This is a genomic window from Desulfatibacillum aliphaticivorans DSM 15576, from assembly GCF_000429905.1.
Lineage (GTDB): Bacteria > Desulfobacterota > Desulfobacteria > Desulfobacterales > Desulfatibacillaceae > Desulfatibacillum > Desulfatibacillum aliphaticivorans.
Genome location: NZ_AUCT01000013.1, coordinates 174,663 through 189,732 on the forward strand (window position 1 = coordinate 174,663; position 15,070 = coordinate 189,732).

General features: G+C 54.0%; 17 protein-coding genes. 14 read left to right on the forward strand and 3 right to left on the reverse strand.

From position 1 onward, the window contains the following. Positions 1-27 precede the first annotated feature (27 nt). The 13 genes from G491_RS35885 (at position 28) to mobB (ending at position 12,287) form a co-directional block, all read left to right on the forward strand. Entirely contained in the window at positions 28-357 is a 330-nt protein-coding gene (locus G491_RS35885) for a hypothetical protein (protein WP_028315117.1), read from the forward strand. A gap of 14 nt (positions 358-371) precedes the next feature. Continuing rightward, the gene (locus tag G491_RS0114610) at positions 372-1,004 is read left to right on the forward strand and encodes a tetratricopeptide repeat protein (RefSeq protein ID WP_028315118.1); all 633 of its coding nucleotides are present in this window, start codon (positions 372-374) and stop codon (positions 1,002-1,004) included. A 143-nt stretch (positions 1,005-1,147) separates the two neighbouring features. Beyond that, positions 1,148-1,942, forward strand: coding sequence for a hypothetical protein (locus G491_RS0114615; protein ID WP_028315119.1), 795 nt, complete (start codon positions 1,148-1,150; stop codon positions 1,940-1,942). A 15-nt stretch (positions 1,943-1,957) separates the two neighbouring features. Next, positions 1,958-2,413, forward strand: a complete 456-nt coding sequence (locus G491_RS30920) for a Mut7-C RNAse domain-containing protein (RefSeq protein WP_157468307.1) — start codon at positions 1,958-1,960, stop codon at positions 2,411-2,413. A 121-nt stretch (positions 2,414-2,534) separates the two neighbouring features. Next, complete coding sequence (locus G491_RS0114625; RefSeq protein WP_015948738.1) at positions 2,535-3,389, forward strand: Mrp/NBP35 family ATP-binding protein; 855 nt, start codon at positions 2,535-2,537, stop codon at positions 3,387-3,389. 75 nt (positions 3,390-3,464) lie between these two features. Further along, positions 3,465-4,241, forward strand: coding sequence for an ATP-grasp domain-containing protein (locus tag G491_RS0114630; RefSeq protein ID WP_028315120.1), 777 nt, complete (start codon positions 3,465-3,467; stop codon positions 4,239-4,241). Then, positions 4,228-5,394, forward strand: a complete 1,167-nt coding sequence (locus G491_RS0114635; protein ID WP_028315121.1) for a deoxyguanosinetriphosphate triphosphohydrolase family protein — start codon at positions 4,228-4,230, stop codon at positions 5,392-5,394. Before G491_RS0114630 ends, G491_RS0114635 begins: the two co-directional genes overlap by 14 nt. Positions 5,395-5,401: 7 nt before the next feature. Beyond that, positions 5,402-6,145, forward strand: coding sequence for a UPF0280 family protein (locus tag G491_RS0114640; protein ID WP_028315122.1), 744 nt, complete (start codon positions 5,402-5,404; stop codon positions 6,143-6,145). Between the two features lie 109 nt (positions 6,146-6,254). Continuing rightward, complete coding sequence (locus tag G491_RS0114645; protein ID WP_028315123.1) at positions 6,255-6,746, forward strand: HIT family protein; 492 nt, start codon at positions 6,255-6,257, stop codon at positions 6,744-6,746. A gap of 76 nt (positions 6,747-6,822) precedes the next feature. After that, the gene (locus tag G491_RS0114650; RefSeq protein WP_028315124.1) at positions 6,823-7,242 is read left to right on the forward strand and encodes a LapA family protein; all 420 of its coding nucleotides are present in this window, start codon (positions 6,823-6,825) and stop codon (positions 7,240-7,242) included. 29 nt (positions 7,243-7,271) lie between these two features. Beyond that, positions 7,272-9,941, forward strand: coding sequence for a DNA mismatch repair protein MutS (gene mutS, locus G491_RS0114655; protein ID WP_028315125.1), 2,670 nt, complete (start codon positions 7,272-7,274; stop codon positions 9,939-9,941). Between the two features lie 20 nt (positions 9,942-9,961). Next, positions 9,962-11,773, forward strand: coding sequence for an N-acetylmuramoyl-L-alanine amidase (locus G491_RS30925; protein WP_035218972.1), 1,812 nt, complete (start codon positions 9,962-9,964; stop codon positions 11,771-11,773). Positions 11,774-11,777: 4 nt separating this feature from the next. Further along, positions 11,778-12,287 carry a molybdopterin-guanine dinucleotide biosynthesis protein B gene (mobB, locus tag G491_RS30930; RefSeq protein WP_035218974.1) on the forward strand — a complete coding sequence of 170 codons (510 nt, stop codon included), beginning with the start codon at positions 11,778-11,780 and terminating at the stop codon, positions 12,285-12,287. Positions 12,288-12,303: 16 nt separating this feature from the next. On the opposite strand, the gene G491_RS0114670 is transcribed toward mobB, so the two are convergent. The 3 genes from G491_RS0114670 to G491_RS36730 all read right to left on the reverse strand — a co-directional run bounded on the left by G491_RS0114670 (position 12,304) and on the right by G491_RS36730 (position 14,722). Continuing rightward, on the reverse strand, positions 12,304-12,786 hold the full coding sequence (locus G491_RS0114670) for a hypothetical protein (RefSeq protein ID WP_028315126.1): 483 nt from the start codon (positions 12,784-12,786) through the stop codon (positions 12,304-12,306). Positions 12,787-12,829: 43 nt separating this feature from the next. After that, positions 12,830-14,215, reverse strand: coding sequence for an IS4 family transposase (locus tag G491_RS0114675; RefSeq protein ID WP_084511531.1), 1,386 nt, complete (start codon positions 14,213-14,215; stop codon positions 12,830-12,832). Between the two features lie 108 nt (positions 14,216-14,323). After that, positions 14,324-14,722 (reverse strand): Ig-like domain-containing protein, encoded by a 399-nt coding sequence (locus G491_RS36730; RefSeq protein ID WP_169829440.1) that lies wholly within the window; start codon positions 14,720-14,722, stop codon positions 14,324-14,326. A 97-nt stretch (positions 14,723-14,819) separates the two neighbouring features. Here G491_RS36730 and tnpA point away from each other — a divergent pair. Next, the coding region (gene tnpA / locus G491_RS35890) for an IS66 family insertion sequence element accessory protein TnpA (protein ID WP_084511534.1) at positions 14,820-15,070 on the forward strand (251 nt) is incomplete at its 3' end.

Here is a 15,070-nt window from a genome sequence, read left to right on the forward strand (position 1 = left end):
TGGCGTTTTATACATTGGAGAACAGCCATGACAAAACCTTACATTCATATTCCCCTGGATGAGGAAAACCGGTCGATCTCCGGATATTTCACCCTGGAACGGGAAGTTCGCCTTCCTTACCAAGGCAAAGAGGTATTGTACACCGTGGGAACCGGGGTCATGGATTCGTCCTGCTGCGGCTTCGGCGGATGCGCCTACGCCATGGTTCCAGGCTTTGTCGTAACGTGGAAAGAAAAAAAAGATCTGGAAAATCGGGATATTTCCATGGTAGAGCCCATTTCCGATCAAGAAAGCCAAAAACAGCTTTCGAAAATCATCCGAAAGAAAGAAGGAGTCACCCAGGTAAATTTCCTATAGCCTGGCAATTGCGTATGCTGTTCGAGCAATCCAATCGATGGTTATTCGTCATGGTCTGTCTTGCGGTCATGACAGTCCTATCCTGCGCCGGATACAATTCCCTGTCACCCAAGGCTCAACCCCAAGGGGAGCCTCCGGGCTGCCTGGCCCTGGGAAACAAATATTTCCTGGGCGACGGCGTGGAGCGGGACTACTCCCAGGCTGCCATGTATTTTCAAAAAGCGGCGGACGAACAAGACGCCCCCGAGGCGTGGTTCATGCTGGGCCGCATGCACTTGGAGGGCCTGGGCTTTGAGCAGGATATCAAGGAGGGCGCCAGGGATTACGCCAAGGCGGCCAACCTGGGCCATGACGAAGCCCGGTACCAGCTTGCAGCCTTGTTTTTCTCCTCCCGGGCTTATGACGAAGCCTTTGACTGGGCCGCGCCCGCGGCCAAAAACAACCACGCCAAGGCTCAATTCCTTGTTGGCATGCTTTTTCTGGAGGTGGGCGACAACGATCTCGCCCTGGAATGGCTGGCCCGCTCCGCCGTAAAGGGACACGCCCCGGCCGCCGGCATTATCGCCTCTTTGGGCGCATCCCCCCAAGACCTTCCCGATCCCTCCGCCCCCGTCCGGGAGGACATGATGGCCAATCCGTTTAAGTAGCCCTATTAAATACCGAGGATAATATTACATTTTCCACACAGGTTTATAATGCCTGCAAAATGTGATAGAGTCAGCAGGTTATTCGCCTGGGTCTATGGCCCGGGCCTGGACGGGAACCTATCTTAGACCTAGGGAAGCCTAAAATGGCCGATAATATTTCAAAAGCAGCCAGGCGCCTGACGCCTCTTTTTTGTGCGCTTTTAGCGGCGGCGAGCCTTCAGGCCTGCGCCTTATGGAAAAAGCCCGCGCCCACTCCCGGACTGCCTCAGGCAAAGGAAGTTATCGAAAGCATCCAAAAGGATTACACTAGCGCCGGACCTTTTAAGGGGATATCGCGGTTCACCCAGGAGCAATACGGAAACCGCCTTAGCGGCCGGGCCGCTTTTGTGGTTGCGCCCCCCGACCGGCTTCGGGTGGACATCTTAAACCCCTTTGGCCAGCCCATGGTCAAGATGGCCTATAACGGCAGGCACGTTTTCATGTATACGGGCGCAGAGGACAAATTCCGGTCGGGCGTGGCCACCCGCGGCAAGATGGAGGATGCTTTGGGCCTCCCCATGTCCATGGAGGAACTGGCTCAGATTTTAGGCGGCCATGCACCGGTGGCCAGCCATTGGTGGGCGAAAATAGAATTCTGGGATTTTTCCGGCGACCAGGGAGCGCAAAGGGGCTTCTTGTTGACTTTGCGGTCTCTAACCGGCCGAATCCGTGAAAAAATCTGGGTGGCCGGTGATGAAGTCACAATCATCCAGGCGGACGTTTATTCGTCAGGAAAAAGGCTCTACTCGGTGTTTCCGGACAGGGATAAGCCGGGAAATATTCGCATCCAGGGCGAGGATGGAGCATCCATTACCTTGGAAAAACAACGCTTTTGGGAGAACGCAACGGTTGACGAATCCCAATTTATGCTTACTAAAGATATGGTGACTAATCGTTGACGGAGGTCCCGCGCTTTGGACCCTCTTCTGGCAGTAGACAGGAGCATGGGGCGCCTTGCCAAATGGTTGAGGCTTTTAGGCTACGACACGGTTTTTGACCCCGGCATGGGCGACAAGGAGTTTCTATCCCTGGCGGAGCAAGGGCGCATCCTCATTACCAGGACGCGGGCTTTGTTCGGAAAAACCGGTGAAGCCCGAATGGTGGAAATCGTTGACGGAGATCCCAACGTGCAGTTGGCCGAGACGGTAAAACGCCTGGGCCTGCGCATTGACCGAAGCAAGGCTTTTGGGCGATGCATACGCTGCAACGTTCCTGTAGAGCCTATTGAACGGGCGAGGGCGGCCGACCGGGTTCCGGATTATGTTTTTGAAACGCATCAGGACTTCGCCCATTGCCCTCGATGCAAGCGGATTTACTGGCAGGGCAGCCACCAAAACAGGGGGTTGGCCATGCTGGAAAGCATGATTTAAGGTAAACACGGGCTGGGAGAGTTCCACGGCCCCTATATAACAACAGGCGGGCGCGAAATCGCGTTCGAGAGCTGTCACGGCGAAATTCGCCGCGTAAATAAATTTTAAGGAGAATGAAAAGATGTCTGATCAATGTTCTTCCGGAGGATGCTCCAGTTCCCAGGGCGGCGGAAATATGGCCCACAACATGCAAGATAAAATCATCGAAAGCTCGCTGGCTAAAATCAAAAACAAGATCCTGGTCATGAGCGGCAAAGGCGGCGTGGGCAAATCCAGCGTTGCAGCTAATATCGCTGCGGGCCTTGCCAAAAGAGGCAAGAAGGTCGGCCTGATGGACGTGGACCTTCATGGACCCAGCATCGCAAAAATGATGGGCATTAACAGCATGCTGGACGTTACGCCCGACAATTTCATCATGCCCTGGAGCTACGATAAAAATTTGAAAGTGGTTTCCATGCAGGCCCTGATGCCGGAAAAGGACCATGCCGTAATCTGGCGCGGTCCTGCAAAAACCGGCGTTATCCGCCAGTTCATCGCCGACGTGTATTGGGAAGAATTGGACGCCATGGTCATTGACTCTCCTCCCGGAACCGGCGACGAGCCCCTGACCGTAGCCCAGGTGGTGCCCGACGCCATGGCCGTTATCGTGGCCACGCCCCAGGAAGTCGCATTGGCGGACGTTCGCAAATCCATCAACTTTTGCTCCACCGTGAACATGAAGATTCTCGGCCTGGTGGAAAACATGGGCGGATTCAAATGCCCCCACTGCGGCGAAACCATTGACATCTTCCCCACGGGCAATGCAAAAATCACGGCCCAGCAGATGAATATTCCGTTCCTGGGCAGCCTGCCTTTCGACCCGGACGTGGTCAAGGCCTGCGACAACGGAACTCCGATCATCAACCTGAACGCCAAGTCTCCTTTTTCCGTAGCCATGGGCGAAATCCTGGACGGAATCGAGGCCAAGTGCAAGTAGTCTTGTTCTGCAAGGCCCGGCGGCAAACCGCCGGGCCTTGTTTTTTTTAAAGAATGACCGTCCCGGGAATTTGTCATGTCTATTGCCGTTGCTTTGGAAAACCGGCTGTCGCAATGCCCTCGCATAGCCACCCTGGGAGTCAAGCCCAATTTCTCCGACTACTCGCCTCGGGAGCAAGCCCTCATCCGCAAGGCGGAAACCCTTTATTATCCCAGCAGCTTTTACGCCCCCTTGTTCCAGGCCATGGGCAAAAAAACCTTTCCAGGCCCCGCCGTCTATGCTTGCGCACAGGATAAAATCGCCCAAACCGCCCTCTTTCAATTGATGCAGATCCCCCATCCGCGCACCAAAGTGTATTACGGCCCGCAGCAGAAAAAATTCATCCTCAGGGATTTCGGGCTGCCTTTGGTGGCTAAGATCCCCAGGGGGTCGGCCCAGGGGAAGGGCGTGTTTCTTATCCAAAAGCCCGAGCAACTGGCGGAGTATTGCAAGGAGAACCACGCAGCCTATATTCAGGAGCTCCTGCCCATTGATCGGGATATCCGTGTGGTGGTGGTTGGGAAGCAGGCGGTGATCTCGTATTGGCGCGTGCCGGAACAAGACGCTTTTTTGCACAATGTGGCCGCCGGAGGGGAGATCGTCTTTGATGACGTCCCCCGGGAAGCCGTGGACCTGGCTGTGAAAACCGCAATCTGTTGCGGGTGGGACGACGTGGGCCTGGACCTGTGCATGGTGGACGGCCGCCCCCTTGTCATGGAAGCCAATATGAAATACGGTAGGCAAGGTTTCGCCCTTGCAGGCATTGATTATTACAGCATGATGGAGACCTTCATAGCCGATGGAAAAATCTGAACCCGGCTTGTTTGATATACTTTGCGCCCAACTGGAACAACGGGAGGCTGAAACCCTGGCCCCCCGCGCCGCCCTCACCAAGGACGGACTGCGCCGAAACCCGGAGCAGCGCGCGGACGAAGGGTATCGCCAGTCTTTTTCCCTGGACGTGGACCGCATTCTGCACTCCCGCGCCTACACCCGATACATTGACAAAACCCAGGTTTTTTACCTGATTAAAAACGACCACATCACCCACCGGGTGCTGCATGTGCAGCTGGTTTCCAAAATCGCCCGCACAATCGGCCGTTTTTTGCGTTTGAACGAAGACCTGATTGAAGCCATCGCCCTGGGCCACGACATAGGCCATGCGCCTTTCGGCCATGAAGGGGAAACCTTTTTGTCCGAGCTATGCCAAGAGCACGGCATCGGCCCGTTTTTGCATAATGTGCAAAGCGTGCAGTTTTTGGACAAGGTGGAGCGCGGCGGCAAAGGCTGGAACCTCTGCCTCCAGACCCTGGACGGCATCCTGTGCCATGACGGAGAGATTCACAACCAATACCTTCATCCGGTAACGAAAATGGGATTTGACGACCTGGAAAGGGACATACGCGCCAAGCTGGAAGATCCTGCTGCGCAGCTCATTCCCATGACCGCGGAAGGCTGCGTAGTCCGCATGGCCGACACCATCAGCTACATAGGCCGCGACATTGAGGACGCCATTCGCCTGAAGCTCATCTCCCGGGATCAAATACCCAGGGAATGCGCTGAAATATTAGGCGAAACCAACGGCTCCATTGTCCACGCCCTGGTGACGGACATCATCCGGAACAGCGCCAACGGAACGGAGATATCCTTCTCGGCCTACATTTCCGACGCTCTTAAAAAGCTGAAACAGTTCAACCTGGAAAATATCTATCTGCATAAAAAGGTGAAGGCCAACAGCGCAACCATCCACAAGCTGTTCCGGCATCTGTTTGAAAAATTTTTGGACGACTTCCAAAAGCAGCGCCGGGATTCGGCCATTTTCACCAGTTTCCTGAGAGGGAAGGACGAGGCCTATTTAACCGGGCATAGGGATGCGGAAATCGTCCGGGATTTCCTGGCCGGCATGACCGACCACTATTTTTTAAGGCAATGCCCCGAGGAAATGCAGCCCAAACCGGCCCTGTGATTTTACCATGAAAGCATACGAACCCCGCACATATCGTTCATCATCCGGCAGAAAAGGCCTGGAGCCTTTTAGGGTGCAGGTCAGGGAATCGGACTTGATGATCCAGGCGGAGCAGGTCTTGCAAAAAGAGGCCATGGATATTTTGCTCCGCTGCCGGTCCCATCTGGAAAATTATATAGAACAATTTCCCGGCTTCGCCTCCACTCTGGCGCCCTGGAAAATTGATGGGCCGGCCCCGCCCATCATCCGGTCCATGGCTCAGGCGGGTCTGGCCGCCGGCGTAGGCCCCATGGCCGCTGTGGCCGGGGCTGTGGCGCAGTATGTGGGCCAAGGCTTGCGTGCGGCGTCCGGGGAAGTCATCGTGGAAAACGGTGGAGACGTGTACGCCTTGGTGCAAGGCGAGCTGTTTATGGGGATTTTCGCCGGAGATTCGCCGCTGGCCGGCAAGTTGGGCCTGCGTTTGAACCCCGAAGGCCAGCCTATCGGAGTATGCACTTCTTCGGCCTCCATCGGCCATTCCAAGTCCTTTGGCAAGGCCGACGCCGTTGTGATAGTCTCCAGGGATTGCGCGCTGGCGGACGCAACGGCCACCGCCGCCGCTAACCTGGTTACCGGGCCTAAGGATGTTGAAGCGGCTGTGAATTTCGCCCAGAGCGTTCCCGGCGTCATCGGCGCCGTGTCCATCTGCCAAAGTCAATTCGCCGCCTGGGGAGACCTGGAGCTGGCTCCCGTGCAGGGAAAAAGACCTTGAGTTTTCTCGCATAAAATAGTAAACCTTCTTATGATTTTACTATTTTCTGATGTAATGAATCGCAGGCCTTGGCCTGCAATGCTTTAGGCTGACGGGAATTACCAATTGCATGAAGACAATGTGGGCGCCATGGCGCATTGAATACATTCTGGGAGAAAAAGAGGAAGGCTGCGTTTTTTGCCTTGCCAAGGATGTGAATACGGAGCTTACCCTGTTCGTGGGCGATCAAACCATGGTTGTCATGAACAAGTTTCCCTATTCCAACGCGCATTTGCTGGTTTGCCCCATTCGCCACATCTCCAGGCTGGACCAACTCTCCATGCAGGAAATGGGTATTTTGACCAAGACCGTGGAGCAAAGCATTGAAATATTGAAAAAAGTGATGAACCCGGATGGATTTAACGTCGGCCTGAACCTGGGCAAGGTGGCCGGCGCAGGCGTGGAGGAGCACCTGCACTTCCATATCGTACCCCGGTGGTTTGGCGATGTAAACGCCTTGACTGTGTTTGCTGACGTGAGGGTTATTCCCGAACACATTCTGGCGACGCACGCCAATTTAAAGCCCCATTTCGATAAATTGGACCCCAAAACCTGGGAATAGCCGGGTTAGGGGGCGAAAAATCGCAAAAAACCCGGCCCCATTCCAGGCCGGATCAATCCCTCAATGGAGGAAAGTTATGAAGGTTATTAAGGGAGGCCTTGCCGGAGTTATTGTCGCCTTGTGCATCATGGTGATCTACCAAAACGCGGAGTTTTTAAAAACCACCTATTCCTTGGGCGTGGACTTCAAACTTTCCGATGCTTGGGTGTTTCATACTCCTGAGCTGCCCAACGGCGTTTTCCTGCTGATCACTCTGTTTGTCGGCGTGATCGTGGGATACGGCGTCACCCTGCCCGGATGGATGCGCAACAAAAAACTCATCCGCCAGAGCGGTGAGGAAGTTCGCGCCTTGCGCTCTCAGGTTGAAAAGCTGAAAAACAGGCCGGCCCCCAGCTTCTCCCTGGATTCGGAGGCAGAAAGCGCGGCTGATGAAAGCACAGCGCCCGCCGATGCCTCAGCAGAGGAAAAGGACAACCAGGAAGCAGCCACTCAGTAAATTAATGGAGGACCGGCAAACCCAGCCCCATGAGCGCCCCAAAAGTAACTCCCATGGTACGCCAGTACCTATCCATTAAGGCGGAACATCCTGATTCAATTCTATTTTTCAGGATGGGCGATTTCTACGAAATGTTCTTCGAGGATGCCGAGAAAGCCTCCAAGGCGCTCGACATCACCTTAACTTCCCGAAATAAAAACGACCCGGACCCCGTACCCATGTGCGGGGTCCCACATCATTCTGCAAACGGATATGTGGCCCGGTTGGTGGAGCAGGGCTTCAAGGTGGCCATTTGCGATCAGGTGCAGGACCCTTCCGAAGCCAAAGGCCTGGTGGAGCGAAAAGTGGTTCAGGTGGTTACGCCCGGTATGCAGCTGGACGGCAGATACCTGGACGCCAGCCAGAATAATTTCGTATGCGCCGCCGTCGCCGGCAGGGGAGGCGTAGGCCTTGCTTTTTTGGACATCTCCACGGGCGCTTTTCTGGTCACCCAGGTGACCACGCCCGAATCCGCGTTTCAGGAAATCCTCCGCATGGGCCCCAAGGAACTGGTCCTGCCGGAGAAATTCGAAGAAAACGCCCGGGCCGCCGCAGCCATGCGCATGGCGGACCAGTTGCCCACTTCCCGCTTGGAAAGCAAGGACTTTGAAAACGCCAGGACCAGGGACAGGCTGCTGGAGCACTTTAAAACCAGGTCTTTGGAAGGATTCGGCATACAGGACCTGCCCCTGGCCGTCAGGGCGGCCGGCGCCTTGCTGCATTACGTGCAGCAGGCCCAAAGGCAGGAAATCACCCATGTTACAAAAATCCAGGCCTACTTTCAGGACCAATTCCTGTGGATCGACGATAACAGCGCCCGAAACCTGGAATTGCTGAAAAATATTCGCAACGGAACCCGCCAGGGCGCGCTCATTTCCGTGCTGGATAAAACCGTCACCGCCATGGGCGCAAGGCTCATGAGCTACCTGCTGCGCTATCCTTTGATCGATCCCCAGGTCATAAATTTGCGTCTGGACGCCGTGGAACAGGCAAAAGACCTGGCCCGGGTGCGGGACGAGGTCAGGGAAGCGCTTAAAGAGGTGCACGACCTGGAGCGGCTGCGCAGCCGGACGGCCTTGGGGCACGCCAACGGACGGGATCTGGCCGCCATGGGCGAGTCTCTCAAGCAATTGCCCAGGCTGTGGGCTTTGCTTAAGGAGAATTTTGAATCCCCCCTGCTTTGCGGAGAGGCGACGGACGACGGCCTGACCGACGTGGCCGACCTCATCGACCGGTCCATCCGCGAGGATGCGCCCCCGGGCGTGCGGGACGGCGGCATGATCAAGCCGGGCTTCAACGAGGAGTTGGACGAGGTGGCGGCCCTGGCCACGGATGTCAAAGGGCTCATCGCCGGGCTGGAGGCCCAGGAAAAGGAACGCACGGGCATATCCACCTTAAAAGTCCGCTACAACAAGGTTTTCGGCTATTATATTGAAATATCCAAAAACCAGACCAAGTCGATTCCGCCCCATTACGTGCGCAAGCAAACCCTGGTGAACGCCGAACGCTATATCACGGACGAACTCAAGGAATTTGAAACCAAGGTCCTGGGCGCCGAAGAACGCCGGGTGGCCCTGGAATACAATATTTTCATCCGGATAGTGGACCGCATCAACGGGGAAAACGACCGGCTTGAAAAGGCATCGCACCTGATCGCCTGGGTGGATGTCTTGACCACCCTGGGACACGTGGCCGACCATAACGGGTATTGCCGCCCGGTGGTGGACATGGGCCAGACCCTGGACCTGCAGGAAAGCCGCCATCCCGTGGTGGAAAAAATGCTGCCCGGCCAGCGGTTTGTGCCCAACAACATAGCCATGAACAATCTGGATCAGCAGATCCTCATGATTACGGGTCCCAACATGGCCGGTAAATCCACGGTGCTCAGGCAGGCCGCCTTGTGCGTGATCATGACCCAGATGGGCTCGTTCGTTCCGGCTGAAAAAGCCGTGGTGGGCGTGGTGGATAAAATTTTCACCAGGGTGGGGGCCTTGGACAACCTCTCCCAGGGCGAGAGCACCTTTATGGTGGAAATGCAGGAGACCGCCAACATCCTGAACAACGTGAGCCACCGAAGCCTGGTTATTCTGGACGAAATCGGGCGGGGCACCTCCACCTTTGACGGGCTGTCAATCGCCTGGGCCGTGGCCGAGTATCTGCATGACTATAAGGACCATGGCGTAAAAACCATGTTCGCCACCCATTATCACGAGTTGACCGACCTGACCAAAACCCATCCCAGGGTGAAAAACTTCAACATTGCGGTCAACGAATGGAACGACGAAATTATTTTCTTGCACAGCCTTGTGGAAGGCGGAACCAACAAGAGTTATGGAATTCAGGTGGCAAGACTGGCGGGAATACCCGCAAGTGTGATAAGAAGGTCAAAACAGGTTCTTCAAACCATTGAAGATAGCGAAGAAGCCAGGGTGGCCTACTCGGCCAAAGCCTCCGGGAAAAGCGGCAAAAAAGACGTTCAGGTCCAAATGAGCCTGTTCCCCACCCCTGGCGAGCTTGCAGCCCAGGCCCTGGAAAGAATGGACATCAACGTCATGACCCCTCTGGAGGCCATGAATGTGCTGAGCGAGCTTCAGCAACGGGTTAAACGCCCGGAAAAAGCCCCTGCGGACGTTACAGCGGAAACCGAAGACCAGGAATAAGCGACTCAGAGAGAAGCCGGATGCCATTGACTGCGGGATACAGCCGGAAATTCGCCGAAAAAAACAAGAGTCCTCTTGTTTTCGCAGTCCTTATGTTTCTGCTTTTTGCATGGTGCGCCGCGCCCGATTACTCCCTGGCGGACAATCCCCGCTCCCTCTACCTGCAAGCCCAGAAATGCGCCCGGGAATTAAAAAGCGATCCCCGCAAACGCAAATACAGGGATCGCTGGATTATCTGCATCCAGGGCTACCAGAAAGTCTACAAAACCGATCCTAACGGCCCGTGGGCCGCGGCGGGCCTTTATGAAGCAGCCGTTCTGTATGAAGAGCTCTACCAGCTTTCCCATAAAAAAACAGACCGGGCGGAAGCGGTGGACCTGTGCCAGCGCATTGTCAAACGATTTCCCAAAAGCGCTTACAAATCCAAAGCCATCGACATGCTGGCGGAAATCAACCAGATCCGCTCCTTAAAAAAGCAGACTCTGGTCAAGAACATGCCCAAGATCAAGCCCTTGCCCTCCCAAAAGCCCAAACCAAAGCCAAAGCGCGAACCCAAACCCGAGCCAAAGCCGGAGCCCCAGCCTGACCCGGACCCCATCGGCAAGCTGGTGCAAAGCGCCTCCTGCGAGGAGCCGCCGCCCGACCCCATCGCCGGAGCGGGGGATACGGCCCTGGTTACGGGGCTGAGGTATTGGTCCAGCAAAAGCTACACCAGGGTGGTCATTGATGCGGATAAAGAGACCCAGTATAAGGATCACCTCCTAAAAAAAGACCCCGCTCTCGGAAAGCCCCAGCGCCTTTTCATAGACATGGATCACTCCAAGGTGGGCAAGGACCTGGACAGGGCCGTAACCATCCAGGACGACCTGTTGAGCGGAGTGCGCGCCGCCCAGTTCGACCAAGAAACCGTGCGGGTGGTGGTGGACCTGAAATCCTTCAAGTCCTACAAGGTGTTTTCCCTGAAGAATCCTTTCCGTGTGGTCATCGACGTGCGGGGAGAAAAAAAGACGCCCTCCGAGCCTGTTAGGGTCGCCGCATCCAGGCCGGCTTTGCCCATGCCTGACGAAAAAGGCAAGGTTCCGGCAGGCGCCATTGCGACTCAGCTCGCCCTGGGCGTCTCCACCATTGTCATAGACGCCGGCCACGGCGGCAAGGATTACGGAGCGCCCGGAGCCGTTAAAGGGGTGCACGAAAAGCAGGTGGTTCTGGCCATCGCCCAAAAACTGGCCAAGGCCCTTAAGGAGCAAACCCCCTGCCAAATCTATCTTACCAGGGATTCCGACCGCTATCTGACCCTGGAAGAACGCACGGCCATTGCAAACACAAAAAACGCGGATCTGTTCATATCCATCCACACCAATTCGCACCCCAGCAGCAAACCCTACGGGGTGGAAACCTATTACCTGAACCTGGCCACGGATGACGAGTCCATCCGGGTGGCGGCCCTGGAAAACCAGACATCCAAAAAGAACATCAGCGACCTCCAGAGCATCCTGGACAGCCTGATGCATAACAATAAGGTCAATGAATCCCAACGCCTGGCCCATTCCGTACAAAAAAAGATGTGCAGCAACCTAAAAACAAAATACTCGGCAATCAGGGACAGGGGCGTAAGAAAAGCCCCCTTTTATGTGCTTTTGGGTGCGGAAATGCCGGCTATCCTGGTGGAGACCTCGTTTATCAGCAATAGCAGGGAATGCAAACGTCTGACTTACGGCCCCTACCAGGACCGCCTGGTGCAGGGCATTGTGGACGGAGTCAAGGAATACGTCAAGCAACTCAACCCGACCACGACGGGCTGGACGGGCAATCAAACCAAAACCTCGGGATAACGCCATGCCGCCGACAATCGTTTCCATTGTGGGATTTTCAAACTCAGGCAAGACCACCCTGGCCGTCGCCCTGATCGCCAGCCTTAAAGCCAGGGGCTACAAGCTGGGCGTCATCAAACACGCCGCTCACGGCTTTGACATGGACCGCTCCGGCAAGGATTCCTACAAGCACAAACAAGCCGGCGCGGACGCCGTGGTGGTCGCCTCGGCCAAGAGAATCGCCCTGGTAAAGGACGTCCAGCGCGAAATGTCTCCGGTGGATATCGCCCGGGCCTATTTTTCCGACATGGATCTGGTATTGGTGGAAGGCTATAAAAAAGAGGATCTGCCCAAAATCGAAGTCATGGGGTTCGACGAAGATCCCATGCCCCATTTCGGCGGCCACCCGAAAATTCTGGCTACGGTCAGCCTTCACCCGCCCGCGCAAAAACTCCACGTGCCTCATTTCAGCTTTGACCAGGCCGACGCCCTGGCGGATTTTCTCATCGAGGCGGGGGCAGTGAAGGCAAAATAGTTGCTTAAAAATGGGATTAATTGTCGCCGCTTATTTCGTTAATGATAGACACTGCTTCTTCTAAACCGACAGCTTGGTCGCCAGAGCAATCCGAAAGTTTGCTAGCCTCACTAATAGGAACATTTATCCCTGATATGTGTTGCAAAATCAAAATTAAATCAGCAAGTTGAACATTACCGTCATTATCAAAGTCTCCACATAAGCCTGTTGGATTCAAACTATCTAAATATTCATCAATATTAGACATACCATCTCCATCGATGTCCTCGGACGCGTCATTTTTATAAGGATTTAAAAAGTGGGTTAATTCCCACTCGTCGAGGATCTGATCATTATCATCGTCAAGGTCATCTATGTCAGGCTCACCATCTTTATCGTTATCATTAAAATTGAAATCGACTAAGAACTGACGACTTTTTCGACCATCCAAGTCCATAAGGCTTGCGACTAAGGTCGAATTTTCTGTTGCATTGTCGAATGTAACAACCACGTCCTCCATCCCTCCGTTTTTCTTTTCTACTATCTCACAATTAGTTAGTTCCTCAACTTTCGGGATCGGGATTCACTAGTTTTAGCTGACTAGGAGAAATGCCGGTCAATTGCAGGGCCGTTGTGAGGAGCCCGTCAAACAACTCGTTAAGCGCTTTCGCCCCAAGCGCCCCCAATTTGGCGGCGTGATCCACCGTCAGCGTAAAGACCCTGGCAAGCGCTTCCACAAAGCTGATGTCCGCCATTTCCTGACAGCAGGCGTAAAACAAATCCCCGAATGTCCGTTGGTCCGTTTCCATACGGCATCGGTACGCCACAAACATGTAACGCAGGAAAACGATGGACGTATGGGCTATCAGCCCGTCATAATCCCGGATCTGAATTTCTTTGGCAAGGCGGAGATGTTGCTTGGCCATTTTAAAGAACACCTCGATATCCCAACGTTTTCCGTAAATACGGACAACTTCCTTGTCTTCCAGTTCCAGATCTGTGGACAACAACGCCAGCCAATCCTTTTTACGCCGGTCCCGTACGAAAACCAGCTTTACAACCAGCCCGCCTTTCAGGGTCGCCTGAACGCTGGCCAGAATTTTCGCCCGTCCCGGACGTTTTTTCAGCTTCTTGTAAATGTCCTTGAGGCACAGGCTTTCCCCATCAAATCCATATTTGACATTGGGCGTTTTTTTGACCATGCCAATCACATCCACGTGTTTCTTGAGGGCGCTGACCATGGTGGGCATGGTGAACCAACTGTCCATAAGAACATACCTGGCCTTGACGCCTGCATTCAGAGCCCTTTTCACCATAGCCCGGGCATTGTCCGTCGCCTTTTGAACCGCCTCTTTCCGTCTCCGGTAGGCGCAACAGCGCTTATCCATGGATTTGGAGGCCCCGCAACAGCGCTTTTTCGCATCACTGGACGCCAACAACCCAAAATCCAACGGCAGGCAACTTACGCCGTCTGACCAGCACAGAGTCAACATTCTGAAGCCTTTCAGATATCGCCCGGTGCTGTGGTCGAAAACCCGGCTCAATAACTCCACCTTCTTGGACCTGGACCGGTCATAGATGCTGTCATCAATGATCAAAACGGGTTCCCGGTCTTCGGCGGACAGGCTTCGGAACAGGGCGTGGATCTTGACTGCCGTCAACAGCAAGAAACGTCTCCAGTTGGAAGAAACTCCTTTGAGAAAATCATAGGCGGCATCCTTTCCAATGGGCGCATGGTCATTGACAACCACTCCCCGGAAAAAATTCACGCCCAGAAACGCCAGATTGAACACGACGCCCAAAATCATCCCTGAACTGTATCCATGATGCTTGCGCATCCCGCACTGATGCAGCAAAGTTCTGATCCCGAAAACCCGAAAAAAATCATTCGAAGCACCCTCAATATGAATGTTTCCTTGTGCCAAAAGATCGTTTCTGCTATGGTCCATTTAAAGCCCTTTCTGTTTGATATTATTGTGAATTCTGGTAAAATCCACCTTATATCAAAAGATAGGGCTTTTCAATATCTTTTTCAAATTATTTCAAAGCATTAACCTTTAAACTCTACTTAAAATTACTATTCCCGAAAGTTGAGTTAGTTCTATGTCTGATAACGAAATTTCATCTACAGTCCCGCTATCCTCTGTAACGAAGGGGAGCAGAAAGGCACCAACCTCAAAAGAATCATCTGTTATGTTGACGGTAAAATCATGCTGTGAAATGGTCGGAGGATATACCACCCTCGCTATCGAAGCCGTCACTTCACAAACTGCGACGCCGCCGTAACCGTCATCGAATTGGATGGTAAAACTTTTTTCTCCGTACGTCTTTTCAGCAGGTGTATATAGAAAGTCCCCATCATCCAATACCAGGAATTTATCCCCTTCCGGCAAGTCTGGCGCTGTAATGGCAGGGGGATCTCCCTCTTCATCAAAATATGATATTGCGAAGTTGATGGAGGTGTCTTGATCAAGGTAACCGTCTAAACAACCGCATCTTCACGGGGTGGTTGGGATGTGGCATAAGAATTTCCATCTTTTGAAAGGAGATTCCATGTCACAAGAAGCAATTTATCCGACGAAGAGCCGAGAAGATCGTTTTTTCGCACCAAGCCAAGACCTGTCCGATCCCAAAGCCAAACGTCGGTTCTGGGAGCATCACCTCGCCCGATGCCGCCAGAGCGGCCTTACGCAAAAAGCCTATTGCCAAAAACACGGTCTCAAGCTCCATCAGTTTTATTACTGGAAGAAGCGGCTGATGCAGGATCATGGCAAAGTCTCGTTTTTGCCCCTTCCCCTTCCCGG

Coding starts and splice junctions, on each gene's coding strand:
- G491_RS35885 (WP_028315117.1), top strand. CDS start 28: ATGACAAAACCTTACATTCATATTCCCCTGGATGAGGAAAACCGGTCG.
- G491_RS0114610 (WP_028315118.1), top strand. CDS start 372: ATGCTGTTCGAGCAATCCAATCGATGGTTATTCGTCATGGTCTGTCTT.
- G491_RS0114615 (WP_028315119.1), top strand. CDS start 1,148: ATGGCCGATAATATTTCAAAAGCAGCCAGGCGCCTGACGCCTCTTTTT.
- G491_RS0114625 (WP_015948738.1), top strand. CDS start 2,535: ATGTCTGATCAATGTTCTTCCGGAGGATGCTCCAGTTCCCAGGGCGGC.
- G491_RS0114630 (WP_028315120.1), top strand. CDS start 3,465: ATGTCTATTGCCGTTGCTTTGGAAAACCGGCTGTCGCAATGCCCTCGC.
- G491_RS0114635 (WP_028315121.1), top strand. CDS start 4,228: ATGGAAAAATCTGAACCCGGCTTGTTTGATATACTTTGCGCCCAACTG.
- G491_RS0114640 (WP_028315122.1), top strand. CDS start 5,402: ATGAAAGCATACGAACCCCGCACATATCGTTCATCATCCGGCAGAAAA.
- G491_RS0114645 (WP_028315123.1), top strand. CDS start 6,255: ATGAAGACAATGTGGGCGCCATGGCGCATTGAATACATTCTGGGAGAA.
- G491_RS0114650 (WP_028315124.1), top strand. CDS start 6,823: ATGAAGGTTATTAAGGGAGGCCTTGCCGGAGTTATTGTCGCCTTGTGC.
- mutS (WP_028315125.1), top strand. CDS start 7,272: ATGAGCGCCCCAAAAGTAACTCCCATGGTACGCCAGTACCTATCCATT.
- G491_RS30925 (WP_035218972.1), top strand. CDS start 9,962: ATGCCATTGACTGCGGGATACAGCCGGAAATTCGCCGAAAAAAACAAG.
- mobB (WP_035218974.1), top strand. CDS start 11,778: ATGCCGCCGACAATCGTTTCCATTGTGGGATTTTCAAACTCAGGCAAG.
- G491_RS0114670 (WP_028315126.1), bottom strand. CDS start 12,786: ATGGAGGACGTGGTTGTTACATTCGACAATGCAACAGAAAATTCGACC.
- G491_RS0114675 (WP_084511531.1), bottom strand. CDS start 14,215: ATGGACCATAGCAGAAACGATCTTTTGGCACAAGGAAACATTCATATT.